The following is a 24,493-nucleotide window of genomic DNA, read 5'->3' as shown; positions in this document are numbered from 1 at the left end:
TCACCCTCAGTTCGTTTCGATGGAGTAAGTGTGGACGCAAACCGCCTGGGATCATAGAGGGTGAAAATTGACTCCTCTGTTCAAAAATTATGAACAAGCGCAGAGGAGCCGTTTTTGCTTATTTCGCGAGGGTTACCGTGGCAGGAGAGGCCTGCTCGAAAGCCCGCTCAAGGATTTCCAGGTTGGTCAGAACGTCAGATTCCTTGACGTAATTCGGCGCGCCGGCTGTGAGGGTTTCATACAGCGCATCGTACACGCGGCCATAGTCGCCCGTTTCCGGTTTCAGCTCTTCCCTGACCGTCAGGCCCTCATCGTTCACGTACTCCAGCACGCCGACGGAATCATCCGCCGCAAAACCCGGTTCGCCCGGCATGATATTGGCCTTCAGGCTGGTCTCCTGCTGGTCAATACCGTACTTGATGAACGAGCCTCGGGTGCCGTGAACGATAAATTTCGGATAGTCGATTTTCACCAGATGGCTGGTTTTGACGATGGCTTTCAGGTCGCCGTAGAACAGCTGCGCTTCAAAGGTGTCGTCCGGGTTGGCTTTATTACGCAGGCTGCGAATGTCATACGCCACGTGGTCCGGGCGTCCAAACAGGGAGATGATCTGGTCCATGGTATGCACGCCCAGACCATAGAAAGAGCCGTCCTGCGGCAGGCCGGGCTGGGTCTCCGCCACCGGACGGTAGTAATCGAAGTGGCTTTCTATTTCCACGATGTCGCCAAGCTTGCCGCTTTCAATCGCTTTTTTCGCCGTCAGGAAGCAGCTGTCAAAGCGACGGTTCTGATACGGCGTAACGGTCAGGCCTTTACTTTTCGCCAGCGCGAACAGCTCTTTTGCTTCGGCGATAGTTGGGGTGAACGGCTTTTCCACCAGCACGTTTTTACCCGCTTCCAGCGCGCGTTTCGCGTAGTCAAAATGGCTGTCGGCGTGGGTGCAGACAACAACCAGTTTGACCTGAGGGTCGTTAAGTACCTCATCAAGATCGCTGGTGAAATGGATGTGGGAATACTGCGGGGATTGCTCTTCCGGCTTCGCGCGGCGGCGGTAGATATGGGCCACATGCCAGCTGTCTTTACGGTTGAGAACATACGGCAGGTGGTAGCGGGTGGTGCTTTTACCAAATCCAATAAATGCGCAATGTTGTGTCATGGCTCAATCCTTTTGGAAGGTTACTGAGTCTAACCATAACAAAAAAAAAGCCAGCTCGAAGCTGGCTAAAGTAATACTGGAAGCAATGTGAGCAATGTCGTGCTTTCAGGTTCCCGTAGAGGTCTTCCTGAACGCAGAGCAATAATAATCATTCTCATTCGCACTTGTCTACTTTTTTTTGCAAAAAATAGCGGTTGACTCAAATTTTAAAGTCATTGATGTTGAAAGGGACGTTTAACTGACTGAGGAACAAGGAATGAGTGAGATAGTGATACGCCACGCGGAACCAAAAGATGCCGAAGCCTTACGCCAGAACTACATGCATCCAGGGGTGTATCACGACACGCTACAGCTACCTCATCCTTCCCTTGAGCACTGGCAAGAGCGGCTTCATCCTAAACCTGGCCAAAAACGTCTGGTCGCATGCATCGATGAAAACATCGTCGGTGACCTGGCGCTGCAGGTAGAAGCCAGCCCGCGACGCAGCCATGTGGCAACCTTTGGTATCAGCGTTGCGGCGCACGCCCAGGGGCGCGGCGTGGGGAGCGCGCTCATGCGCGAGATGATCAACCTGTGCGATAACTGGATGCGCATCGAACGTATCGAGTTAACGGTTTTTGCCGATAACCCAGCAGCACTGGCGCTGTACCGGAAGTTTGGCTTTGAAATCGAAGGCACCGGCAGGAAATTCGCCCTGCGCAACGGCGAGTATGTGGATGCGTATTATATGGCGAGAATGAAGTAGTTATTTGCCGGGTGGCGGCTTCGCCTTACCCGGCCTACGTTCGTGCAGTTGTAGGCCCGGTAAGCGCAGCGCCACCGGGCAATACGTTAATACCCTGCCGTTAAATCATCCACCGAACGCGGGTCCGATGCCCCAAACAGCGCCCCGTCCGGCCCCACCATAATGCTCTGGGTGCTGCCCATTGCCTCTTTCACCGCCACCTTCTGACCGCGCTGCTCCAGCAGTTTGATGGTATCCGGGCTAAAGCCCTTCTCGACGCGCAGCTCGTCCGGCAGCCACTGATGATGGAAACGCGGGGCGTTGGTTGCTTCGGCGACGTTCATGCCAAAGTCGATGCTGTTCACTACCATTTGCAGTACGGTGGTGATAATACGGCTGCCGCCAGGGCTGCCGGTCACCAGCCAGGTTTTGCCGTCTTTCACGACAATGGTGGGCGACATGGACGACAGCGGACGTTTCTTCGGCCCTACCGCATTCGCATCGCCGCCCACCAGCCCGTAGACGTTCGGCACGCCCGGCTTGGCAGAAAAGTCATCCATCTCGTTGTTCAGCAGAATGCCGCTGTTGCCCGCCACAATCCCGGTGCCGAAGGTGGTGTTGAGCGTATACGTCACCGCCACCGCGTTACCGTCTTTATCCACCACCGAGAAGTGGGTGGTCTGGTTGCTTTCATACGGCGCCAGCTTACCGGGGCGGATCTCGCTCGACGGCTTGGCCTTGTTGATATCAATCTGATCGGCAATGGATTTGGCATACGCCTTGTTGGTCAGCGCCTGCCACGGCACCTTCACGAAGTCCGGATCGCCGAGATACTCCGACCGGTCGGCGTAGGCGCGTTTTTCCGCTTCCGCCATCACCTGCATGGCGTCCGCGCTGCCGAAGCCGAACTTGTGCATATCGAAGTTTTCGAGAATATTGAGGATCTGCACGATGTGGATCCCGCCGGAGGACGGCGGCGGCATGGAGAAGACCTCGTAGCCGCGATAGGTGCCGCTAATCGGCTCGCGCTCCACCGCCTTGTACTCCGCCAGGTCCGCTTTGGTGATGAGCCCGCCGTTTTTCTGCATCTCTTCCGCAATCTGGTCGGCAATTGCCCCTTTGTAGAAGGCATCCGGGCCGTGCTCCGCAATCAGTTCCAGGCTTTTGGCGAGGTTCTTCTGCACCAGCTTGTCGCCCTTCTTCAGCGGCTCACCGTCTTTCCAGAAGATAGCCTTGCTGTTTTCATGATTGGGAATGACTTCGCTGCCGTAGGTTTTGAGATCGTCCGCCAGCGCGTCATTCACCACAAAGCCGTCGCGCGCCAGCTTGATGGCAGGCTGCACCACCTTGTTCAGCGGCATCGTGCCGTATTTTTCCAGCGCCAGCGAGAAGCCCGCAACGGTGCCCGGCGTGCCGGAGGCAAGGTGCGACGTCAGGGATTTTTTGCTGTCAGGGTTACCCTGATCGTCGAGGAACATATCGCGGGACGCCTGAGCAGGCGCCATCTCGCGGAAGTCGATGGCGGTGGTTTTGCCGTCTTTAGTGCGCAGCATCATAAAGCCGCCGCCGCCGAGGTTACCCGCCTGCGGATGCGTTACCGCCAGCGCATAGCCGACGGCGACCGCTGCATCCACCGCGTTACCGCCCTGCTTGAGAATATCGACGCCCACTTTCGTTGCCAGCGCGTCCACCGACGCCACCATGCCATGCGTCGCACGCACGGGATGGAAAACGTCTTCCTCCACGCCGTAGGAGACGGGAGGCGCCGCGGGCGGATTGGCCGCCACGCTAAATGTGCCGCCGGCCATCAGCGCGGCGATGGCGACCCAGCGCAAAAACGTTGGTTTCATCATTATTGTTCTCCAGGTGATGGGGTCCATGCTCCCCGCTTAAGCCTGGTTCACAACTCCTAAAAAATCATCGTCATGGTGAAATCAGGGTAAACTTAAGAGAGACCTCAAAAGGAGGAAATGACAATGAAACGCTTGATGATTCTTGCGGCGCTGCTTCCCTTTGCCGCGCTCGCACAGCCGCTTAACACCCTGAACAACCCGAACCAGCAGGGTTACGTTATCCCGAGCCAGCAGCGTATGCAGACCGAGATGATGAGCCAGCAACAGCAGCAGAAAGGGATGCTTAACCAGCAGCTTAAAACGCAGACCCAGATGCAGCAGCAGAGCCTGCAAAACCAGATGAACGCCAACACCCAGCGCGTGCAGCAGGGTCAGGTGCGCGAGCAGCCGCTGCCGAATAAAAACGGCGGGATGTTAGGTGGGATGACGTCGTCAGGCAGCGGACAGCAGCATATGCTGCCGCCGCAGTCGAATGGCAGTATGCTTAATCCGCAGAACTAAAGTTTGGGCCGATCAGGTCAATTGCATCGGTACAGATGCTGTCCACGCCCCAGCGCAGCAGTTCGGCTGCGCGCTGGGGTTTGTTAACCGTGTAGACCAGAATATGCAGACCCGCGTCTTTCAGCATCTTCACCCGCGCCTCATCCAGCAGCTTGTGATTGAGATGAATAGAGACGCACGCTAAGCGCGTCGTCAGTTCGCGCCAGTCCTCGCGCCACTCGTCAAGCAGCAGCCCGCGCGGCAGCTGCGGCACGGCCGCCTGTGCCGCTTCCAGGGCGTCAATTTCAAACGAGGAGAGCAGCGGCGCGGTCATCCCCTCCCACAGCTCGCGCGCGGCCAGGGCAATCACCTTACCCGTCAGCGGCCCGGTGCCGGTGGTTGGTTTGATTTCGATATTGGCCATCATGCCGTGCTGGCGGCAGCGATCCGCCACCTCCGCCAGCAGCGGCAGCGGTTCGCCTTTGAATTCGCCGCTGTACCAGCTTCCGGCGTCCACCTTCAGCAGATCGCGCCACGGCAGTTCACCCGCCACGCCCCAGCCGTTGCTGGTGCGTTCGAGGTTATCGTCATGCAGCAGAAAAATTTCGCCGTCTTTCGACAGCTTGGCGTCGAACTCGATCATCGTGTGACCGTAGCGCGCGCCGACGTCAATTGCCGCCAGGGTGTTCTCCGGCGCCAGCTTACCGCCGCCCCGGTGGGCGACGACGTGGGGATAAGGCCAGTTGCTCATACTCGTTGTCCTGTTTCACCGTCAAACAGGTGCAGATGGTTTTCCGGCAGGTGCAGCCACAGCGTGCTGCCGCCTTTCGGGCGCTCCTGATGCGCCAGGCGCACCACCATTTTTTGTTCGCCCCAGCGCCCGTGCGCCAGGTTATCTGCACCCAACATCTCCAGCGTGTCCATCACCAGCGGCACGCCGCCGTCCGCCTGAGAGGTTAAACCGATATGCTCGGGGCGGATACCGAGCGTCATCTTACGCCCGGCGTAGCCACGATAGTACCAGTTGATCGGCACTGCCATCCCGCTTTCCAGCTCAAAATGCGTGCCCGCGCTGCTGATACGCCCTTCCAGCAGGTTCATTGCCGGGCTCCCAATAAAGCTCGCCACAAAGCGGGTGGCCGGTTTCTCATACACTTCCACCGGGGTGCCAATCTGCTCGGCGATGCCTTTGTTCATCACCATCACGCGCTGGGCGAGGGTCATGGCTTCGACCTGATCGTGGGTCACGTACAGGGAGGTGGTTTTCAGACGACGATGCAGCTGCTGCAGCTCAAGACGCATCTGCACGCGCAGCTTGGCGTCGAGGTTAGAGAGCGGCTCGTCGAACAGGAATACCGCCGGGTCGCGCACGATGGCGCGCCCCATCGCCACGCGCTGACGCTGGCCCCCTGAAAGCTCGCGCGGGCGGCGCTTCAGCAGGCCGTCCAGCTCCAGAATGCGCGCCGCTTCTTTCACCCGCTCCTCGATATGGCCTTTTCCCATGCCGCGGATTTTCAGCCCCCAGGCCATGTTCTCTTCCACACTCATGTGCGGATAGAGGGCGTAGTTCTGGAACACCATCGCGATGCCGCGATCCTTCGGCTCCATCTCGGTGACGCGCTGGCGGTCAATCCAGATATCCCCGGAGGTGACGCGCTCAAGTCCCGCCACCATGCGCAGTAGGGTCGATTTGCCGCAGCCGGACGGGCCGACCATCACGATGAATTCCCCATCCGCCACGTCGAGCGTTAACGGCTGAATGACCTGGGTTTTGCCATCCCAGCTTTTGGTGACTGCCTGAAGTTTTAAACCTGCCATCTTATTTCTCACTGTCCACTAAACCACGCACAAACGCACGCTGCATGGCTAAAACGATAACGACCGGGGGGATAAGGGTGAGCAGCATTGCCGCCATCACCTGGTTCCAGAGGGTGGTGCCTTCGCCGGTGGTGATCATGCCTTTGATGCCCGCCACGGCGGTGCCGAGATTGACGTCCTGAATAATCAACAGCGGCCACAGGTACTGGTTCCAGCCGTAGATAAAGGTGATCACAAACAGCGCCGCAAGGTTGGTTTTCGACAGCGGCAGCACGATATCGCGGAAGAAGCGCATCGGCGAGGCGCCGTCGATGCGCGCGGCTTCAATCAGCTCGTCCGGCAGGGTCATAAAGAACTGGCGGAACAGGAAGGTGGCGGTCGCCGAGGCCATCAGCGGCAGGGTTAAGCCCGCGTAGCTGTCGAGCATCTTCAGGTTGGCGATCACCTCCACCGTCGGGAAGATACGCACCTCCACCGGCAGCATCAGGGTGATAAAAATCATCCAGAAGAAGAGGTTACGCAGCGGAAAGCGGAACCAGACGATGGCGAAGGCCGAAAGCATCGACACCGTAATTTTGCCGACCGTAATGCCAAACGCCATGATGAAGCTGTTGAGCATCATCAGCCAGAACGGCGCGCTGTTGGCGCCCACGCCCTGGGTCCAGATGGTCTTCATATTCTCGAACAGATGTGTGCCTGGGATCAGCGTCATCGGCGTATCAAATACGGCTTTGGTGTCCAGCGTGGCGGCGACAAAGGCCACATACAGCGGGAAGAGGATGACGATAATCCCTAAAATCAGCATGGTATGGCTGAAAATCGTCAGCCCGCGACGGTTCTCAATCATTGGTAGCGCACCTTACTTTCGACATAGCGGAACTGCACCACCGTGAGGACGATGACGAGGAACATCAGCACCACGGACTGCGCGGCGGAGGCCGAGAGATCAAGACCGGCGAAGCCTTCGCGGTAGATCTTATAGATAAGCGTGGTGGTCGCCTGCACCGGACCGCCTGCGGTCGCCGCGTCGATCACCGGGAAGGTGTCGAAGAAGGCGTACACGAGGTTGACCACCAGCAGGAAGAAGCTCACCGGGGCAATCAGCGGCAGCGACAGTCTGAAGAAGCGACGAATCGGCCCTGCGCCGTCAATCGCGGCGGCTTCCACCAGCGAGCGCGGGATGGACTGCAGCGCGGCAAAGAAGAACAGGAAGTTGTAGCTGATCTGCTTCCACACCGAGGCGAACACCACCAGGAACATCGCCTGGCCGCTGTTCTGGGCGTGGTTCCAGTCGTAGCCGAACTCTGCCAGAAAATGGGTAATCAACCCTCGCCCGGGGTTAAACAGGAAGATCCACAGCACGGCGGCGACGGCGGGCGCCACGGCGTACGGCAGCAGCATTAGCGTTTGATAAATACGGCTGCCGCGCACCACGTAGTCCACCAGCGCGGCGAAAAACAGCGATGCCAGAAGGCCGCTGACGGTGACCAGGGTGCTGAACTTTATCGTCGTCCAGAAGGCGTCGATGTAGTAGCTGTCGTGCCACAGTGCAGCGAAGTTATCCAGACCCACAAACTGGCTGGAAAGCCCGAACGGATCGACGCTTTGTACCGAGTACCACAGCGCTTCGCCCGCAGGCCAGATAAAGAAAACAACGGTGATGACCAGCTGCGGCGCGACCAGCAGGTACGGCAGCCAGCGGGAACGAAACACCGGACGGGATGATGACATAGGTTTGCTCTGTAGGTATTCACCCCTCACCCCGGCCCTCTCCCCAAAGGGGCGAGGGAGAAAAGACGGCTCCGCGCAGTCCCCTCTCCCCTACGGGGAGAGGGTTAGGGTGAGGGGCAGGTTTGAATTACGATTTGGTGGACTGCTCAAAGCGGCGCAGCAGCTGATTCCCGCGCTCTACCGCGGAATCCAGCGCCTGCTGTGGCGTTTTCTTCCCGGTCCAGACGCTTTCCAGCTCCTCATCCACGATGGTGCGGATCTGCGGCATGTTGCCCAGGCGCAGGCCTTTAGTGAACGGCAACGGCGGCTTGTTCAGCATCTGACGCGTCGCGATATCCGCGCCTGGGTTCTTGCTGTAGAAGCCCTGCTCGCGGGTCAGGTCATACGCGGCTTTGGTGATCGGCAGGTAGCCGGTCTTCTGGTGCCACTCGGCGGCGTTTTCCGGCTTGGCCAGGAAGTCGAGGAACTCGGCTACGCCTTTGTAAGTGCCTTTGTCTTTACCCTGCATCACCCACAGGCTCGCCCCGCCGATAATGGCGTTCTGCGGCGCGCCCTTCACGTCAGCGTCATACGGCATCATGCCCACGCCGTAGTTGAATTTGGCGTAGTGACGGATATCCGCCAGCGAGCCGGACGAGGCGGTGGTAATGGCACAGTCGCCATTGTAGAACTTCTCGGTGGATTCGTCCTTACGCCCGAAGTAGCTGAAATCGCCCTTCTTGTTGAGTTCTTCCAGCAGCGCGATGTGCTTCACCTGCTCCGGCTTGTTGAACTCCAGCACCGCATCGGTGCCGTCGAAACCGTTGTTTTTGGTCGCCACCGGCAGGCCGTGCCAGGCGCTGAAGTTTTCAATCTGGATCCAGCCCTGCCAGCCGCTGGCGTAGCCGCACTTCATTCCCGCCGCCTTCAGCTTCGCGGTGTACTCCGCCAGGTCCTGCCAGGTTTTTGGCGGCTGCTCCGGGTCTAAGCCGGCTTTCTTGAAGGCGTCTTTGTTGTAGTACAGCACCGGCGTAGAGCTGTTAAACGGCTGGGACAGCAGGTGGCCGGTTTTGGAATCGGTGTAGTAACCCGCTACGGTCGGCACAAACTGCGACTCGTCGAAGCTGATGCCCGCTTCTTTGAAGACTTCATAGACCGGCTTGATGGCTTTGGAGGCCATCATGGTGGCGGTGCCCACTTCATAAACCTGTAACAGGGCCGGCGCGTTGCCGGTACGGAAGGCGGCGATGCCCGCGCTCAGGCTCTGCTCGTAGTTGCCTTTATACACCGGCACAATTTTGTAATCCGGGTGGGTGTCGTTGAAACGCTGCGCCAGGGAGTCAACTTCTTTACCCAACTCCCCTTCCATGGAATGCCAGAACGGAATGGTGGTGACAGCCATTGCGTTCGTCGCAAAAGCCAGACCCAGTGCCAGACCCAAAGCCGTGTGTCGTAACGATGTCATTGTCATCTCTCTTATTGTGCCGGATGCGCGATATCACGCGTTTTATGCTCGCGAGGTAACATGACATGCTCGAATTACAGAAAAATAACTGTTTGTTTACAGATAAGTGACAGCCAGGCGTCAGGGGGATGATGGTTGTGTGAAGGGGTGTAGTGGTTAAAAAAGCCGGGTGGCGGCTACGCCTTACCCGGCCTACTCGATCCCTGTAGGCCCGGTAAGCGCAGCGCCACCGGGCAACACAGACGGCTTAGCCTCCGAGGTACGCGCTCCGCACCGCCTCGTTCGCCAGCAGCGCGTCACCGGTATCCTCCAGCACCACGCGGCCGTTCTCCAGCACGTAGCCACGGTCGGCGAGCTTCAGCGCCTGGTTGGCGTTCTGCTCGACGAGGAAGATGGTCATCCCCTCTTTACGCAGCTGTTCGATGGTGTCGAAGATCTGCTGGATGATGATCGGCGCCAGACCGAGCGACGGTTCGTCCAGCAGCAGCAGGCGCGGCTGGCTCATCAGCGCGCGGCCAATCGCCAGCATCTGCTGCTCACCGCCGGACATGGTGCCCGCACGCTGGATGCGGCGCTCCCACAGGCGCGGGAAGAGTTCGTATACCCACTTGATGCGGGTCTGGTATTCATCGCGGTGAGCGAAAAACCCGCCCATCGCCAGGTTCTCTTCCACCGTCATGCGGGAGAAAACGCGGCGCCCTTCCGGAACAATCGCCACCGCCTCGCGCATGATTCTGGCGGTCTGCCAGTCGGTAATGTCTTTACCATCGAACACAATCCGCCCGCTGGTGGCGCGCGGGTCGCCGCACAGGGTGCCGAGCAGCGTGGTTTTGCCCGCGCCGTTGGCGCCAATCAGGGTCACGATTTCACCCTGATTGATATGCAGGCTGACGTCGTGCAGCGCCTGGATCTTGCCGTAGTGCGCATTGACCTTGTCGAACGTTAACATCGCTTTTTCCATCTTATGCCTCACCAAGGTATGCGCGGATCACGTCCGGGTTGTTGCGGATCTCTTCCGGCGTGCCGTTTGCCAGCGGCGTGCCCTGGTTTACCACGTAGATACGGTCCGAAATGCCCATCACCAGCTTCATGTCGTGCTCAATCAGCAGGATGGTGGTGTCATGACTGTCGCGCAGCTCGGCAATCAGCTCGTCCAGCTCTTTGGTCTCTTTCGGGTTGAGCCCTGCCGCCGGTTCGTCGAGCATCAGGATTTCCGGCTGCGTCACCATGCAGCGCACAATCTCCAGGCGGCGCTGGTCACCGTAGGCCAGGTTGCTCGCCTGACGGTTGGCGTGCTGCAGCAGGCCAATTCGGTCAAGCCAGGTAGCGGCGCGATCGAGCGCTTCATCCTGCGCGCGGCGGAAGGCCGGGGTTTTCAGCAGGCCGGAGAACAGCCCGGTTTTAAGCTGCTGATGCTGTGCCACCAGCAGGTTCTCAATCACCGTCATCTCGCGAAACAGACGCACGTGCTGGAAGGTACGCACCACGCCCATGCGGGCGATCTGCTGGCCCGGCAGCCCTTCCAGGTGCTGGTCGCGCAGCATGATGGTGCCACCCGTCGGCTTGTAGAAGCCGGTCAAACAGTTAAAGACCGTAGTTTTCCCCGCGCCGTTCGGGCCAATCAGGGAGACAATCTCTTTCTTGTGCAGATCCAGATTCACGTTGTTGACCGCCAGCAGGCCGCCAAAACGCATCATCAGACCGTTAACGGATAATAAAGGCTTCATGCCTGCTCTCCTTTCGCCTGAGTGCGTTTCAGCTTCAGCTGTGGACGGGTCATCGGCAGCAGCCCCTGCGGACGCCAGATCATCATCAGCACCATTAAACCACCCAGCATCAGCATGCTGTATTCGTTAAAGTCGCGCATCAGCTCGCGCGAGACCACCAGCAGGATGGCCGCGAGGATAACGGCAAACTGCGAGCCCATCCCACCGAGCACCACAATCGCCAGCACGAAGGCGGATTCGGCAAAGGTGAACGATTCCGGGCTGACGAAGCCCTGACGCGCGGCGAACAGCGTTCCGGCGAAACCGGCAAACGCGGCGCTGATGGTGAACGCGGTCAGCTTGATGCGGGTCGGGTTCAGGCCCAGGGAGCGGCAGGCGATCTCATCTTCACGCAGCGCTTCCCACGCGCGGCCCAGCGGCATGCGCAGCAGACGGTTGATCACGAACAGGGTAATCACCACCAGCAGCAGCGCCACCAGATAGAGCCAAATCACGCGGTCGGACGGGTCATACTTCACGCCAAAGAAGTTGCTGAAGGTATCCCAGCCGCCTTCGCGGGCGGTACGGCTGAACTCCAGGCCGAAGAAGGTCGGTTTCGGGATCTGGCTGATGCCGTTCGGGCCGCCGGTCACTTCGGTGTTGTTGAGCAGCAGGATACGGACGATTTCGCCGAAGCCTAAGGTCACAATCGCCAGGTAGTCACCGCGCAGGCGCAGCACCGGGAAGCCAAGCAGGAAGCCTGCAGCGGCAGAGACCAGCCCCGCCAGCGGCAGGCACGTCCAGAAGCCGAGGCCGTAATAGTGGTTCAGCAGCGCGAAGGTATAGGCACCGATGGCGTAGAAGCCGCCGTAGCCCAGCACCAGCAGGCCAGACAGCCCCACGACAACGTTCAGACCGAGACCGAGAATCACGTAGATCATGGTCAGAGTGGCAATATCCACGGTGCCGCGAGACACCACAAACGGCCACGCCACGGCGGCCACCAGCAGCGCCACGAGGAACAGCTTCTGCTTAACCGTAGAACCGTCGATTGCCGGCAGCACGAATTTTGGACCGGAGACGTTTTTCAGCGTCTTCTGGAACAGCGGACGCAGCAGCTGGAACAGGAACACCACGGCCGTACCGATAAATACCCACTGCCAGCGGATGTCAGCTGCGGTATCGACAACCAGTTTGGTGCCATTCAGCTCAAGCTGGACGCCCATAAAGACGCTGGCCAGCACGAAGAACATGGCGGCAGAGAGCAGCGCCATTGCAAAATGCATCGGTTTCATACTTTCTCTACCTCCGGACGGCCCAGAATACCGGTAGGCATCACCAGCAGAACCAGAATCAGCAGGGCAAACGACACCACGTCTTTATACTCCGTGCTCAGGTACGCCGAGGAGAGCGCTTCCGCCACGCCCAGGATCAGGCCACCGATCATCGCGCCCGGAATACTGCCGATACCGCCCAGAACCGCGGCGGTGAAGGCTTTCATCCCGGCCATAAAGCCGATGTACGGGTTGATCACGCCGTAGAACTGGCCGAGCAGGACACCCGCCACCGCCGCCATCGCGGCACCAATCACGAAGGTCAGGGCAATCACGCGGTCGGTGTTGATGCCGAGGAGACTCGCCATCTTCAGGTCTTCTGCGCACGCGCGGCAGGCGCGTCCCATACGCGAGTAGCGGATGAACAGCGTCAGGGCGAGCATCGCAATAAAGGTCACGACCCAGATAACCAGCTGCATGGTGGTGATAGAGGCCGCGAAGTTTTCGCTGGCCCCCACAATCCACTGGCCGTTAAACAGGCTTGGCAGCGCCACGTCGCGCGAACCTTCGGTCAGGCTGACGTAGTTTTGCAGGAAGATCGACATCCCGATGGCGGAGATCAGCGCAATCAGGCGCTTGGAGCTGCGCACCGGCCTGTAGGCCACGCGCTCGATGCTCCAGCCGTAGGCGCTGGCAATCACAATCGCGCCGACAAACCCGGCGGCGACCAGCAGCCAGCTGCTGTCGATGCCCATCATCATCAGGGCGGCGATAATCATGAAGGAAACGTAGCTACCGATCATGTACACCTCGCCGTGGGCGAAGTTGATCATGCCGATAATGCCGTAAACCATCGTATAGCCGATGGCGATCAGCGCGTAGGTGCTTCCCAGCGTAACGCCGTTAAACATCTGCTGCAGGAAATAGAGAAACTGCTCGGACATATGCAAACCTTTTTATACCCGCCCGTCATGCCGGGCGGTGGGATAATTATTTGGCGGCCGAGGATGAACCGTCGGCGTGCCACTTAAAGACACCAAACTCAAATCCCTTCAGATCGCCTTTCTCATCCCAGTTCAGCGGCCCAATCACGGTGTTCGCCCCGTGCGCTTTTAAATCTTTCACCAGATCCAGCGGTTCTTTGCTGCCGGAGCGATCCAGCGCGGTGGCCAGAGACTGTACGGCCGCGTAGGTGATCCAGACGTACGGACCGCTCGGATCTTTCTTCTGCGCCTTGAGCGCATCCACGATAGCCTTGTTGGCCGGATCCTGGTCATAGCGTTTTGGCATCGTCACCAGCATGCCTTCAGCAGAATCCCCCGCGATGTTTGACAGGGAGGCATTGCCCACGCCCTCTGGCCCCATAAACTGGGTTTTCAGGCCGGTGGCGCGCGCCTGGCGCAGCATCTGCCCCATTTCCGGGTAGTAGCCGCCGTAGTAAACGAAGTCGATGTTCTCTTTTTGCAGGCGGGCGATCAGCGCGGAGAAGTCTTTCTCACCGGCGGTAATCCCGTCGAAGAAGACGATGTTCGCGCCGCCTTTTTTCAGGCCATCCTGCACGGAGCGCGCCAGGCCTTCGCCGTACTGCTGCTTGTCATGAATAATGGCAATGCGCTGTGGCTTAACGGTCTCGAGGACGTATTTGGCGGCGGTGGGCCCCTGCGAGGAGTCCAGACCGGCGGTACGCATGATGTGCTGGTAGCCGCGCTGGGTCAGCTCAGGGTTAGTTGCGCCTGGGGTGATCATCAGGATACCTTCGTCTTCGTAGATGTCAGACGCAGGCTGGGTGGAGGATGAACACAGGTGGCCGATCACATACTGGATACCGTCGTTGACGATTTTGTTGGCGACCGCGACGGCCTGCTTCGGATCGCAGGCGTCGTCATATTCCACGCCCACCAGCTTGTCGCCCTTGATGCCACCCTTAGCGTTGATGTCTTTAATGGCCTGGCGCGCGCCGTTGAACTCCATGTCACCCCACTGGGCAACAGGGCCGGACATTGCACCCACTACCGCAACTTTAATGTCCTCCGCCATAGCGGCATGCGAGATCGACAGTGCGACCATCCCCGCGATTAACGTCTTCGCGTTCCTTTTCATCTCTGAATCCCCATTCGTGATGTCGTGTTTATATTTTGTTTTATTATGGTTAAAAAGCATTCTGTACTTTTAATGAACAACGCTATTTTTACCAGTGCCTTTAATGGTTTAGCGCAGGTTTTTGTCAAAAACCAGACTAAAATCTCTATTTTTCAGGCGATTAAGCAAAGATAATATTCTGAAATCAGGCAGAGATAAACAAATAAAAGTGCAGTTTGCAGCATAAAATAACGGTACAAAGCGCCGAATAAATCACTACCATTCAGGTTAAAATTCTGCTTATTTTTCGATCCATGTGTTTTCAAACTGCCCATTGCGTTGCCAAAAAACTAATCACCTGGTTAATGAGAATAAAAAGAGGAAGCCGCTGAGTGAATAAATTGAGTACACTGCCTCTACTCAATTTGATTTGGACAAGTAGCTAATGAAACTGACTATCGTGCGTCTGGTGACCTTTAGCGACCAGGATCATATCGACCTGGGCAAGATCTGGCCGGAATATTCCCCTTCGTCGCTACGCGTTGATGAGACCCACCGTATTTATGCCGCGCGTTTTAACGAGCGCCTGCTGGCTGCGGTTCGCGTGACCCTGAGCGGTACAGAAGGGGCGCTGGACTCGCTGCGCGTGCGTGACGTCACCCGTCGTCGCGGTGTGGGACAGTATTTAATTGAAGAAGTGATCCGTGAAAACCCGAGCGTGACCTCATGGTGGATGGCTGACGTGGGCGTGGAAGACCGCGGCGTGATGGCGGCGTTTATGCAGGCGTTAGGGTTTACGGCGCAGGAGAGCGGGTGGGAGAAGCGCTAAAAGAAAGCCGGGTGGCGGCTGCGCCTTACCCGGCCTACATTATCTGCCGCATTTTCCCAAGCATTTCGTGTTGCAGGAAGGCGGCAAGTTATGAAATCCCCGGGAGCTTACTTAAGTAAGTGACCGGGGTTGAATAACGCAGCTAACGCACCTGCGGCGCGAAAGGCGACGGGAAAATTATTTGGCGTCGGTCGCCGTGCCGTTCGCATGCCAGTCAAACACGCCGAACTCGAAGCCCTTCAGGTCGCCCTTCGCGTCCCAGGACAGCGGTCCCATGACGGTCTCGACGGTGTTCGCTTTCAGCCAGGTGGCAATCTCTGCCGGATCGGCTGACTGGTTCAGGCCCGCCTGCAGAGACTGCAGCGCCGCGTAGGTGGTCCAGACGAACGCGCCGCTTGGATCCTGTTTCTTCGCCTTGATGGCATCTACGATAGGTTTGTTCGCAGGGACCTGGTCGTAGTTCTTCGGTTTGGTTACCAGCAGGCCTTCGGCTGATTCACCCGCAATGTTAGACAGGGAAACGTTCGCCACGCCTTCCGGCCCCATAAACTGGGTTTTCAGGCCCGCAGCGCGCGCCTGGCGCAGGATCTGGCCCATTTCCGGGTGATAGCCACCGTAGTAAACGAAATCAATATTCTCTTTCTTCAGACGCGCCACCAGGGTGGAGAAGTCTTTCTCACCGGCGGTGATCCCGTCGAAGAACACCACGTCAGCATTCGCTTTCTTGAGGTTGTCCTGCACTGAACGCGCCAGACCTTCACCGTACTGCTGCTTGTCATGAACGATAGCAATGCGCTTCGGCTTCACTTTTTCAACGATGTATTTCGCCGCGGTTGGACCCTGGTCAGAGTCCAGACCGGTGGTGCGCAGGGTCAGCTTGTAGCCACGGGCGGTCAGCTCTGGTGCGGTCGCTGCCGGGGTGATCATCAGAATACCTTCGTCTTCGTAGATGTCAGACGCTGGCTGAGTTGAAGAAGAGCACAGGTGACCGATAACGTACTTGATCCCGTCGTTCACCACTTTGTTCGCCACCGCGACCGCTTGTTTCGGGTCACAGGCATCATCATATTTTACGATCTGCAGTTTTTCGCCTTTGATACCGCCCTTAGCATTAATGTCTGCAACCGCCTGCTCAGCGCCGGTAAATTCCTGGTCGCCGTACTGTGCTACCGGACCGGACATTGCGCCAACAACAGCCACCTTGATGTCTGCCTGTGCCATGGTGCTGAATGCCAACGCGATACATCCTGCCAGTAACGCTTTACCCTTCATGTTCATCCTGAGATTCCCCATTATTATGGTTATTACGATTGTTGTGATGTTGTTGTGCAGCGCTTTATTTCAGTTATAGGTGTGCTGTCCGCGCTTTTTCAGCATACTCTGCTAAAACATACCCGATTTTTATGATTTTGGAATAGCTAATTTGAAATGAATATATGATAAGCCCGGCAGGGTTTTCGCCGGGCATGTGGCTTTAACGTGTCAGCGACGCGGAGATAATGTCCAGCGCTTTGCGGAACTGCGCTTCAGGGATAGTCAGCGGATAGAGGAAGCGAATGACGTTACCGTAGACGCCGCAGCTCAGAAGAAGCAGCCCTTCCTGCAACGCGCGATCCTGAACCTGGCGGGTAAATTCCGGCGAAGGCTGACCCGTTTGCGGGTCGTTAAATTCCACCGCCACCATCGAGCCCTGCGCGCGAATGTCAGCGATATACGGGCAGTGTTCCTTCGCTTTGTTCAGCACTTCCACCAGGTGATGGCCGAGATGCGCCGAGCGCGTGCAGAGATCCTCTTCATCAATCACGTCGAGCACGGCATGCGCCGCCGCAATTGCCAGCGGGTTACCGGCGTAAGTACCGCCCAGCCCGCCCGGCGCCGGTGCGTCCATCACCTCCGCACGGCCCGATACCGCCGAAAGCGGCATGCCGCCCGCCAGGCTTTTCGCCATGGTGATCAGATCGGGCTTCACGCAGTGGTGTTCCATCGAGAACAGCTTGCCGGTACGGGCGAAGCCGCTTTGCACCTCGTCGGCAATCAGCAAAATACCGTGGGTGTCGCACAGGGCGCGCAGCGCCTGCATAAAATCAGCTGGCGCAATGTTGAAACCGCCCTCTCCCTGAACCGGTTCGAGAATAATGGCCGCGACCTGATCAGGGGCGATATCCGCTTTAAAGATACGCTCCAGGCTTTTCAACGCTTCCGCCGTGCTGACGCCGTGCAGTTCATTCGGATACTGCGCGTGATACACCGAACCGGGGAACGGGCCAAAGCCGAGCTTGTACGGCGCCACTTTGCCGGTCAGCGCCATGGTCATAAAGGTGCGGCCGTGGAACGCGCCGCCGAAAGTGATAAGGCCGGGACGTTTGGTGTACGCCCGGGCGATTTTGACCGCGTTTTCGACCGCCTCTGCGCCCGTAGAGAAGAAGGCGGTTTTGGCGGGACCGTCAACGGGGACGCGCTGGTTGATGCGCTCGGCAAGCGCGACATAGCTCTCATACGGCACAATCTGGTACGCCGTATGGGTAAACGCGTGGAGTTGCTTTTCAATGGCGGAAATGACTTTTGGATGGCGATGGCCGGTATTCAGCACCGCGATCCCGGCGGCGAAGTCGATGTACTCGTTGCCTTCCACGTCCCACACCGTGGCGTTTTCGGCTTTATCGGCATAGAAATTACACATCACGCCGATGCCGCGCGGCGTCGCCTGTAAACGCCGGTCGTTCAGTTCGTTATTTTTCACCCTGTCCCCCTGAGAAAGTCGCCTGCTTAGCGCATCAGTAAGTGTTTGCCAGGGGGAGGGAATTCGCCAGAGCGGGCGCTAAAAAAACAAAACCCCCGAATTTGCATTCGAGGGTTCTCGGTGTACTTCGCGGAAATTACGCTTCGATAGCGGCGCGAAGTTTTTTCATGGCGTTCTTTTCAAGCTGACGGACACGTTCCGCAGAAACGCCGTAGCGGTCGGCCAGCTCCTGCAGCGTGGACTTGTTGTCTTCGTCCAGCCAGCGGGCGCGGATAATATCCTGGCTACGTTCGTCGAGGCCTTCCATCGCATGGGTCAGCTTGTTCGCGGCCTGATCTTCCCAGTTATCCTCTTCGATGCCGTCAGCAAAGTTAGAGGTTTTATCCTGCAGATACAGAACCGGTGCCATCGGCTGGCTGTCGGACGCGTCGTCGTCGGAGGACATATCAAAGGTCATGTCCTGCGCGGCCATACGGGATTCCATCTCACGCACGTCTTTGCTGGTTACGCCCAGCTCGCGCGCCACCATTTCCACTTCATCCTGGTTGAACCAGCCCAGACGCTGCTTGGCTTTACGCAGGTTGAAGAACAGTTTGCGCTGCGCTTTTGTCGTGGCGACTTTCACGATACGCCAGTTGCGCAGCACGTATTCGTGAATTTCAGCTTTGATCCAGTGCACGGCGAAGGAGACCAGTCGAACACCCACTTCCGGGTTGAAGCGACGTACAGCCTTCATCAGGCCGATGTTACCTTCCTGAATCAAGTCCGCCTGCGGCAGGCCGTAGCCCGCATAATTACGAGCAACGTGAACAACAAAGCGCAGGTGAGACAGGATCAGCGTCTTAGCTGCTTCCAGATCGCCCTGGTAATGCAGCTTTTCAGCAAGCTCCTTTTCTTCCTCGGCCGTTAACATCGGCCAGGTGTTCGCAGCCCGGATGTAAGATTCCAGGTTACCAACAGGGGCTAAAGCTAAAGTTTGCATTTCTTTGGTCATTCATTCCTCTCAATGTTTCTTCTGGTCCAGGTCGTCCCCGTCAGGCAACAACCATGCCAAAGCGTTTGAGCAACGAGATTAGCATTCACTCTTTTATCAGACAGTGATTTTATCCACAAGTTCCAGTTGCAACGGTGAATAAATTACGCACAAAATGTGACATGGAAATGAAAACAGGGGAAGCGACGACAGGGACGCTTTCCCTGCAGAGCGAACATCTCGGTGCAGGGAAAGATTATATCACGCTTTTATTAGTCGGGAGTAAAGTGACGTAAATGTTGAACGGTTGCCAGCCATGCGGCCACCCACCCAATCATCGAGCAAACCAGCAGCAGTAACAGGCACTCATCGAAACCTAAGCCACTGATATCAAACTTGGTTCCGAAAACCTGCGCCACTTCAGTCACGGCGGACGAAAGCCGCATCACCAAAATTTCTGACAATATCAGTGAAAGAAATGCGCCGGAAAAACCGAGCAATGCACCGCCGTAAAGGAACGGTCGGAGGATGAAGCCATCCGTTGCACCAATCAGTTTCTGCACGTTGATGGTATCGCGACGGGCAAAGATGCTCAGGCGTACGCTGTTGCCGATGACGAGGAAGACCGCCGCCACCATCAGCACGCCAATCATCGCCGCGACGCGTCCTACCAGCCCGGTCAGGGCAGAGAGACGCGCAAACCAGCTGTCATCCATGCGCACTTCATCAATGCCCTTAATGCGCGTGATGCGATCGCGCAGGGTGTTAAGCGAATCGGTGCCCTGGAAATCCAGCTTCGGGATCACCACCGCCACGGCGGGCAGCGGGTTCTCTTCGAGCATATCCAGCGCGCCGCCAAAGCCTGACCAGTTACGGAACTCGCCCAGCGCGTCTTCGCGTGAGAGATAGTTGACCTTCTCCACGCCCTGCTCGGCCTGGATTTGCCCAACCACCTGCGCCGCGGCATTATCGTCGAGCGCTTTATCCATATAGACCGTGATCTGCGGGGACGGATAATACTGGGAAGCCGCCTGGTTGACGTTTTTATAGACCATATAGCAGACGCTTGGCAGCGTCAGGGAGATGGCAATCACCATCACCGTCAGGAACGTCGCCAGCGGTTTGCTTTTCAGGTCCTGCAGCGCGCCGTGGAAGGCGTAGCGCACCTGCTCGTTAAAGACGTTGGTTTTACGGGAGGCCGGTTTTGGCGCGGCCTTCTGGCGCTTCGGCGCATTACGATTGCCGTCACCACCGCCCTGCGGCTTACGGAAACGGTCAAACCGGTTCCCAAACTGCCGAATCTGGTTCATTGCATCACGCTTGTTCACCGTGGCCTCCGTGCAAATGCCCGTCGCTCAGGGTCAGCATGCGGTACGAACGACGGGAAATGAGCCCGATGTCGTGCGTCGCCATCAATACCGTGACCCCTACGCGGTTGAATTCCTCAAACAGACGCAAAATCCCTTCGGACAGGGCATCGTCCAGGTTACCGGTTGGTTCATCCGCCAGCAGCACCGCAGGCTTGTTCACCACCGCGCGGGCGATGCCCACGCGCTGCTGTTCACCGCCGGAGAGCTGGATCGGGAAGTTCTTCGCTTTGTCCAGCAGCCCGACCTTATCCAGCGCCGCAGAGACGCGACGGCGGATATCGTCATAGCTGGCGCCGGCAATAATCAGCGGAATGGCCACGTTATCGAAAACGGTGCGATCCATCAGCAGGTGGTGATCCTGGAAAATCATGCCGATCTGACGACGCAGGAACGGCACTTCGCGGTTTTTCAGGCGGCTGATCTCATGGCCGCCGAAAAAGATTTTCCCGGCGCTTGGCCTCTCGATCCCACAGATAAGCTTGAGCAGGGTACTTTTCCCCGCGCCGGAATGGCCGGTCAGGAATGCCATCTCGCCCGGCTGCAGGTGGAATGTCACCCCCTGCAGCGCTTGTCTCCCACCGAGATAGGCCTTGCTGACGTGTTCAAAGCGAATCATTGTTAGTCCTCTCGGGCAAATAATGCCTCAATAAAGTCGTCCGCCTTAAACGGACGCAAATCCTCAATACGCTCGCCCACACCGATGTAGCGGATAGGAATACCGAACTGATCGGCCACGGAGAAGATCACCCCGCCTTTCGCGGTGCCGTCCAGTTTGGTCAGCGCGATCCCCGTCAGTCCTACCGCTTCAGTGAACAGCTTCGCCTGACTGATGGCGTTCTGTCCGGTGCTGGCATCAATGGTCAGCATAATTTCATGCGGTGCGTCTTCGTCCAGCTTCTTCATCACGCGAACGATTTTCTTCAACTCTTCCATCAGGTGCGATTTGTTCTGCAAACGCCCTGCGGTATCGGCAATCAGCACGTCCACGTTGCGCGCCTTCGCCGCCTGGATGGCGTCGAAGATCACGGATGCGGAATCCGCGCCGGTATGCTGGGCAATCACCGGAATGTTGTTGCGCTGGCCCCAAACCTGCAGCTGCTCAACCGCCGCCGCACGGAAAGTATCGCCCGCCGCGAGCATCACCGATTTGCCCTGCTGCTCGAACTGACGCGCCAGCTTGCCGATGGTGGTGGTTTTACCCACGCCGTTCACGCCAACCATCAGAATAACAAATGGCGTTTTGCCTTCAATATTAAGCGGTTCGTCAACTTTTGCGAGAATTTCGCCCATCTCGTCTTTCAGCAGACCGTACAGCGCCTCGGCGTCGCGCAGCTGTTTGCGGCTCGCCCCTTCGGTCAGATTGGCGATGATCTTACGGGTGGTTTCCACGCCGACGTCCGCAATCAGCAGCTGTTCTTCCAGCTCTTCAAAGAGATCGTCGTCGATCTTCTTGCCGCGGAAAAGACTGATAAATCCGGAACCTAAGTTTTCTTTGGTTTTGAGCAGGCTGCGCTTCAGGCGGGCGAAGAAACCTTCTTTGGTCGGTTTTTCCTGCTCCTGAACGATCTCTTCTTCCGGTTCTTCTTCTACCGGCACGACGATGACCGCTTCTTCCGCGGCTTCTGCCGCCAGCGCCTGGGCTTCCAGCTCTTCGTCGGTCAGTTCTGGCTCGAGTGCCGCCTCTTCTTCCACCGCCTCAACAATTTCAACGGTTTCCGCTTCGGCCTGCCACTCTTCGGCAGACACCTCTTCGGCTTTCACCTCTTCCGGCAGCGGCAGCTCTTCGTGTTCGATAACGGCCTGCGGCGCTTCGGGGATCTCTTCAACCACAACCGGCTCTGGCTTCTCGCTCTCCTGAACCTGTTCAGTGACCTCAACCACCTCTTCTGCAAAGGATTCAATCTCTTCTTTGCTGTGCGCCGTTTCTTCCGCTTCGACAACCGCGGCGGTTTCTACAGGCGTTTCAGGCTGCGACTGCTCTTCAACGGCTTGTTGCTCTTCGGTTTTCTGTTCTGTTTCTTGCTCTTTTTCACCGAAGCCCAGCCAGGAAAAGAAGCCACGTTTTTTTTGTTTTGCCATCTGCGACTACACTCCTCGCGGCGCTATATACATGGAAGCTAAAAAAATGATGAAATAGTCTAACACTTTACTTAATTGACATCACCGCCCGCAATCGCAGGCCAATTGTTAACAGAGCTTTCCTGAGATGAAGAAACCCAACCGCGCCCCGGCCGGTCAAATTCGTATTATCGGCGGTCAGTGGCGAGGCCGGAAATTACCGGTGCCGGATAGCCCCGGTTTACGCCCTACTACCGACCGCGTGCGCGAGACGCTGTTTAACTGGCTGGCCCCGTCAATGGTAGACGCCCACTGCCTGGACTGCTTCGCCGGAAGCGGTGCGCTCGGGCTGGAAGCGCTGTCGCGCTATGCCGCCAGCGCCACGCTGCTGGAGATGGAGCGCGGCGTGGCGCAGACGCTGCAGCAAAATCTGGCGACGCTGAAGGCGAGCAACGCCAAAGTCGTGAACACCAACACGCTGAGTTTTCTTGCGCAGAAAGGCACGCCGCATAACGTGGTGTTTGTCGACCCGCCGTTCCGCAAGGGGCTGCTGGAGGAGACGTTATCCCTGCTGGAGCAAAACGGCTGGCTGGCGGATGACGCGCTAATTTACGTTGAAAGCGAAGTGGAAAACGGTTTACCGCCGGTTCCCACTCACTGGGATCTGCACCGTGAAAAAGTCGCGGGTCAGGTTGCTTATCGTCTGTATCACCGTCAGGCACAAGGAGGCTCCGATGCCGGTACTGATTAACCTGGGACGTTTGCTGATGCTGGGCGTCTGGGCATTTTTGATTTTAAATCTTGTGCACCCGTTCCCGCGTCCGATGAACATTTTCGTTAACGTGGCGCTGATTTTTACGTCGTTCATGCACGCCCTGCAAATGGTGATGCTGAAAAACGGCCTGCCGAAAGACGGCCCGCAAATGACCGGATGGCAGCAGCTGCGCGTCTTTATTTTCGGCGTGTTTGAACTGCTGGTGTGGATGAAGAAGTTTAAGGCGCAGGTGAAGAAGTAAGGTGCGTTTAGTTGCCCGGTGGCGCTGCGCTTACCGGGCCTACGAAACCCCGTAGGCCGGGCAAACGCAGTGCCGCCCGGCATTACCGCTCCGGTTCAAACCCTTCAAACCGCGTCCCTTTGTAGCTCAACGTCCCTTTGTCCCCCACCGTCAGCTGATGATACTGCTGCGCCTCCAGGCGGAAGGTCATCTCCAGGCCGCCCGTTTCCGGCTTAAAGCTCGCTTCATAGCGTATTGCTGTGCCCGCAGGCGTCACCTGCTGCTGGCGCGAGCGGCGGTCGTTGAGCGGTTTCTCACGCTTGTTCGTCACCACCACGCGCTTTTGCATCAGCGGCGCGGCGTCGTTATCCGCCTTCTCGCGGCGCTGCTGCACAAAACGGAACGAGGCGGCAATAATGATAATCGCCACCACGATAATGAAAAAAAGCGGCATCTTGCTCATTCGATAATCCCATCAGATTTTGCGGAATTCAGGATACCTTGCCTGTACCGGCATTGCCAAACGCCCGCCCGCGTCACTACACTGGATCAGAAACTGATTATTCAGACTTAACAGATACAGGGAGTTAATATGCTTTGGTCATTTATCGCTGTCTGTTTTTCCGCATGGCTTTATGTCGATGCGTCCTACCGCGGTCCCACCTGGCAGCGCTGGTTGTTTAAACCGGTTACGCTGTTGCTCCTGCTGCTGCTGGCCTGGCAAGCGCCGATGTTTAACGCCGTCAGCTATCTGGTGCTCGCCGGGCTGTGCGCATCTTTGATTGGCGATGCCTTAACCCTGCTGCCGCGCCAGCGCCTGCTGTACGCCGTTGGGGCGTTCTTCCTCTCCCATCTGCTGTATACCATCTATTTTGCCAGCCAGATGACGCTCTCCTTCTTCTGGCCGCTGCCGCTGGTGCTGCTGGTGATTGGTGCCCTGCTGATTGCGGTGATTTGGTCACGTCTGGAAGAGATGCGTTTGCCGGTCTGTACCTTTATCGCCATGACCCTGGTAATGGTGTGGCTGGCGGGCGAGCTGTGGTTCTTCCGTCCGACCGCTCCGGCGATGTCCGCGTTCTTCGGCGCCGCGCTGCTGCTGATCGGGAATATCGTCTGGCTGGGCAGCCACTATCGCCGCCGCTTCCGGGCCGATAACGCGATTGCCTCCGCGTGTTACTTTGCCGGGCACTTCCTGATTGTGCGTTCGCTGTATATCTAAATAGCGCTTGACTCTGGAGTCGACTCCAGAGTGTATGCTGCGGT

General features: G+C 57.6%; 25 protein-coding genes. 6 read left to right on the top strand and 19 right to left on the bottom strand.

Annotated elements, in window-relative coordinates:
- Positions 1–118 precede the first annotated feature (118 nt).
- Complete coding sequence (locus tag L370_RS13670; protein WP_023334156.1) at positions 119–1,156, bottom strand: oxidoreductase; 1,038 nt, start codon at positions 1,154–1,156, stop codon at positions 119–121.
- 256 nt (positions 1,157–1,412) lie between these two features.
- On the opposite strand from L370_RS13670, the gene yhhY reads away from it, so the two are divergent.
- Positions 1,413–1,901, top strand: coding sequence for an N-acetyltransferase (yhhY, locus tag L370_RS13675; protein ID WP_010436469.1), 489 nt, complete (start codon positions 1,413–1,415; stop codon positions 1,899–1,901).
- An 86-nt stretch (positions 1,902–1,987) separates the two neighbouring features.
- Here the strand turns inward: yhhY and ggt are convergent, their stop codons facing one another.
- On the bottom strand, positions 1,988–3,733 hold the full coding sequence (ggt, locus tag L370_RS13680; protein ID WP_023334155.1) for a gamma-glutamyltransferase: 1,746 nt from the start codon (positions 3,731–3,733) through the stop codon (positions 1,988–1,990).
- A 123-nt stretch (positions 3,734–3,856) separates the two neighbouring features.
- Between ggt and L370_RS13685 the strand changes: the two genes are divergently transcribed.
- On the top strand, positions 3,857–4,234 hold the full coding sequence (locus L370_RS13685) for a DUF2756 family protein (protein ID WP_023334154.1): 378 nt from the start codon (positions 3,857–3,859) through the stop codon (positions 4,232–4,234).
- On the opposite strand, the gene ugpQ is transcribed toward L370_RS13685, so the two are convergent.
- The 10 genes from ugpQ to livK all read right to left on the bottom strand — a co-directional run bounded on the left by ugpQ (position 4,218) and on the right by livK (position 14,286).
- Positions 4,218–4,964: a glycerophosphodiester phosphodiesterase gene (ugpQ, locus tag L370_RS13690; protein ID WP_023334153.1), complete on the bottom strand. Its 747-nt coding sequence runs from the start codon at positions 4,962–4,964 to the stop codon at positions 4,218–4,220. The genes L370_RS13685 and ugpQ overlap by 17 nt on opposite strands.
- Positions 4,961–6,031 (bottom strand): sn-glycerol-3-phosphate import ATP-binding protein UgpC, encoded by a 1,071-nt coding sequence (locus L370_RS13695; RefSeq protein ID WP_023334152.1) that lies wholly within the window; start codon positions 6,029–6,031, stop codon positions 4,961–4,963. The genes ugpQ and L370_RS13695 overlap by 4 nt, the downstream gene beginning before the upstream one ends.
- A gap of 1 nt (position 6,032) precedes the next feature.
- Entirely contained in the window at positions 6,033–6,878 is an 846-nt protein-coding gene (gene ugpE, locus L370_RS13700; RefSeq protein WP_023334151.1) for a sn-glycerol-3-phosphate ABC transporter permease UgpE, read from the bottom strand.
- A complete protein-coding gene (ugpA, locus tag L370_RS13705) occupies positions 6,875–7,762 on the bottom strand; it encodes a sn-glycerol-3-phosphate ABC transporter permease UgpA (RefSeq protein ID WP_032639468.1) in 888 nt (295 codons plus the stop codon). Before ugpA ends, ugpE begins: the two co-directional genes overlap by 4 nt.
- A 127-nt stretch (positions 7,763–7,889) precedes the next feature.
- Entirely contained in the window at positions 7,890–9,206 is a 1,317-nt protein-coding gene (ugpB, locus tag L370_RS13710) for a sn-glycerol-3-phosphate ABC transporter substrate-binding protein UgpB (protein WP_023334149.1), read from the bottom strand.
- A 247-nt stretch (positions 9,207–9,453) separates the two neighbouring features.
- Positions 9,454–10,167: a high-affinity branched-chain amino acid ABC transporter ATP-binding protein LivF gene (gene livF / locus L370_RS13715; protein ID WP_008500102.1), complete on the bottom strand. Its 714-nt coding sequence runs from the start codon at positions 10,165–10,167 to the stop codon at positions 9,454–9,456.
- A gap of 1 nt (position 10,168) precedes the next feature.
- Positions 10,169–10,933, bottom strand: a complete 765-nt coding sequence (livG, locus tag L370_RS13720) for a high-affinity branched-chain amino acid ABC transporter ATP-binding protein LivG (RefSeq protein WP_023334148.1) — start codon at positions 10,931–10,933, stop codon at positions 10,169–10,171.
- Positions 10,930–12,207 carry a high-affinity branched-chain amino acid ABC transporter permease LivM gene (locus L370_RS13725; RefSeq protein WP_023334147.1) on the bottom strand — a complete coding sequence of 426 codons (1,278 nt, stop codon included), beginning with the start codon at positions 12,205–12,207 and terminating at the stop codon, positions 10,930–10,932. Before L370_RS13725 ends, livG begins: the two co-directional genes overlap by 4 nt.
- Positions 12,204–13,130: a high-affinity branched-chain amino acid ABC transporter permease LivH gene (gene livH / locus L370_RS13730; protein ID WP_008500099.1), complete on the bottom strand. Its 927-nt coding sequence runs from the start codon at positions 13,128–13,130 to the stop codon at positions 12,204–12,206. The genes L370_RS13725 and livH overlap by 4 nt, the downstream gene beginning before the upstream one ends.
- A gap of 46 nt (positions 13,131–13,176) precedes the next feature.
- Entirely contained in the window at positions 13,177–14,286 is a 1,110-nt protein-coding gene (livK, locus tag L370_RS13735; protein WP_023334146.1) for a high-affinity branched-chain amino acid ABC transporter substrate-binding protein LivK, read from the bottom strand.
- A gap of 424 nt (positions 14,287–14,710) precedes the next feature.
- Here livK and panM point away from each other — a divergent pair, with 424 nt between their 5' ends.
- Entirely contained in the window at positions 14,711–15,094 is a 384-nt protein-coding gene (panM, locus tag L370_RS13740; protein WP_023334145.1) for an aspartate 1-decarboxylase autocleavage activator PanM, read from the top strand.
- 177 nt (positions 15,095–15,271) lie between these two features.
- On the opposite strand, the gene livJ is transcribed toward panM, so the two are convergent.
- The 6 genes from livJ to ftsY form a co-directional block, all read right to left on the bottom strand.
- Positions 15,272–16,372: a branched chain amino acid ABC transporter substrate-binding protein LivJ gene (gene livJ / locus L370_RS13745; RefSeq protein ID WP_072163886.1), complete on the bottom strand. Its 1,101-nt coding sequence runs from the start codon at positions 16,370–16,372 to the stop codon at positions 15,272–15,274.
- A gap of 196 nt (positions 16,373–16,568) precedes the next feature.
- Positions 16,569–17,834 carry a 4-aminobutyrate--2-oxoglutarate transaminase gene (locus L370_RS13750; protein ID WP_023334144.1) on the bottom strand — a complete coding sequence of 422 codons (1,266 nt, stop codon included), beginning with the start codon at positions 17,832–17,834 and terminating at the stop codon, positions 16,569–16,571.
- 136 nt (positions 17,835–17,970) lie between these two features.
- The gene (gene rpoH / locus L370_RS13755; protein WP_023334143.1) at positions 17,971–18,828 is read right to left on the bottom strand and encodes an RNA polymerase sigma factor RpoH; all 858 of its coding nucleotides are present in this window, start codon (positions 18,826–18,828) and stop codon (positions 17,971–17,973) included.
- Between the two features lie 251 nt (positions 18,829–19,079).
- Positions 19,080–20,135: a permease-like cell division protein FtsX gene (ftsX, locus tag L370_RS13760; protein WP_023334142.1), complete on the bottom strand. Its 1,056-nt coding sequence runs from the start codon at positions 20,133–20,135 to the stop codon at positions 19,080–19,082.
- Complete coding sequence (ftsE, locus tag L370_RS13765) at positions 20,122–20,793, bottom strand: cell division ATP-binding protein FtsE (protein WP_023310016.1); 672 nt, start codon at positions 20,791–20,793, stop codon at positions 20,122–20,124. Before ftsE ends, ftsX begins: the two co-directional genes overlap by 14 nt.
- Before the next feature lie 2 nt (positions 20,794–20,795).
- Positions 20,796–22,256, bottom strand: a complete 1,461-nt coding sequence (gene ftsY / locus L370_RS13770) for a signal recognition particle-docking protein FtsY (protein WP_023334141.1) — start codon at positions 22,254–22,256, stop codon at positions 20,796–20,798.
- A 127-nt stretch (positions 22,257–22,383) separates the two neighbouring features.
- Between ftsY and rsmD the strand changes: the two genes are divergently transcribed.
- Entirely contained in the window at positions 22,384–22,986 is a 603-nt protein-coding gene (gene rsmD / locus L370_RS13775) for a 16S rRNA (guanine(966)-N(2))-methyltransferase (RefSeq protein WP_023334140.1), read from the top strand.
- A complete protein-coding gene (locus L370_RS13780) occupies positions 22,970–23,251 on the top strand; it encodes a DUF1145 family protein (protein ID WP_010436509.1) in 282 nt (93 codons plus the stop codon). The genes rsmD and L370_RS13780 overlap by 17 nt, the downstream gene beginning before the upstream one ends.
- A gap of 82 nt (positions 23,252–23,333) precedes the next feature.
- On the opposite strand, the gene L370_RS13785 is transcribed toward L370_RS13780, so the two are convergent.
- Positions 23,334–23,693 carry a DUF2500 domain-containing protein gene (locus L370_RS13785; protein ID WP_023334139.1) on the bottom strand — a complete coding sequence of 120 codons (360 nt, stop codon included), beginning with the start codon at positions 23,691–23,693 and terminating at the stop codon, positions 23,334–23,336.
- A 129-nt stretch (positions 23,694–23,822) separates the two neighbouring features.
- Between L370_RS13785 and L370_RS13790 the strand changes: the two genes are divergently transcribed.
- Positions 23,823–24,449, top strand: coding sequence for a lysoplasmalogenase (locus L370_RS13790; RefSeq protein ID WP_023310011.1), 627 nt, complete (start codon positions 23,823–23,825; stop codon positions 24,447–24,449).
- Positions 24,450–24,493: the final 44 nt, after the last annotated feature.

This window comes from Enterobacter sp. MGH 24 (assembly GCF_000493015.1).
GTDB lineage: Bacteria > Pseudomonadota > Gammaproteobacteria > Enterobacterales > Enterobacteriaceae > Enterobacter.
Note: the sequence above shows the minus strand (reverse complement) of the source record. Positions and strands in the feature narration are given on the sequence as shown.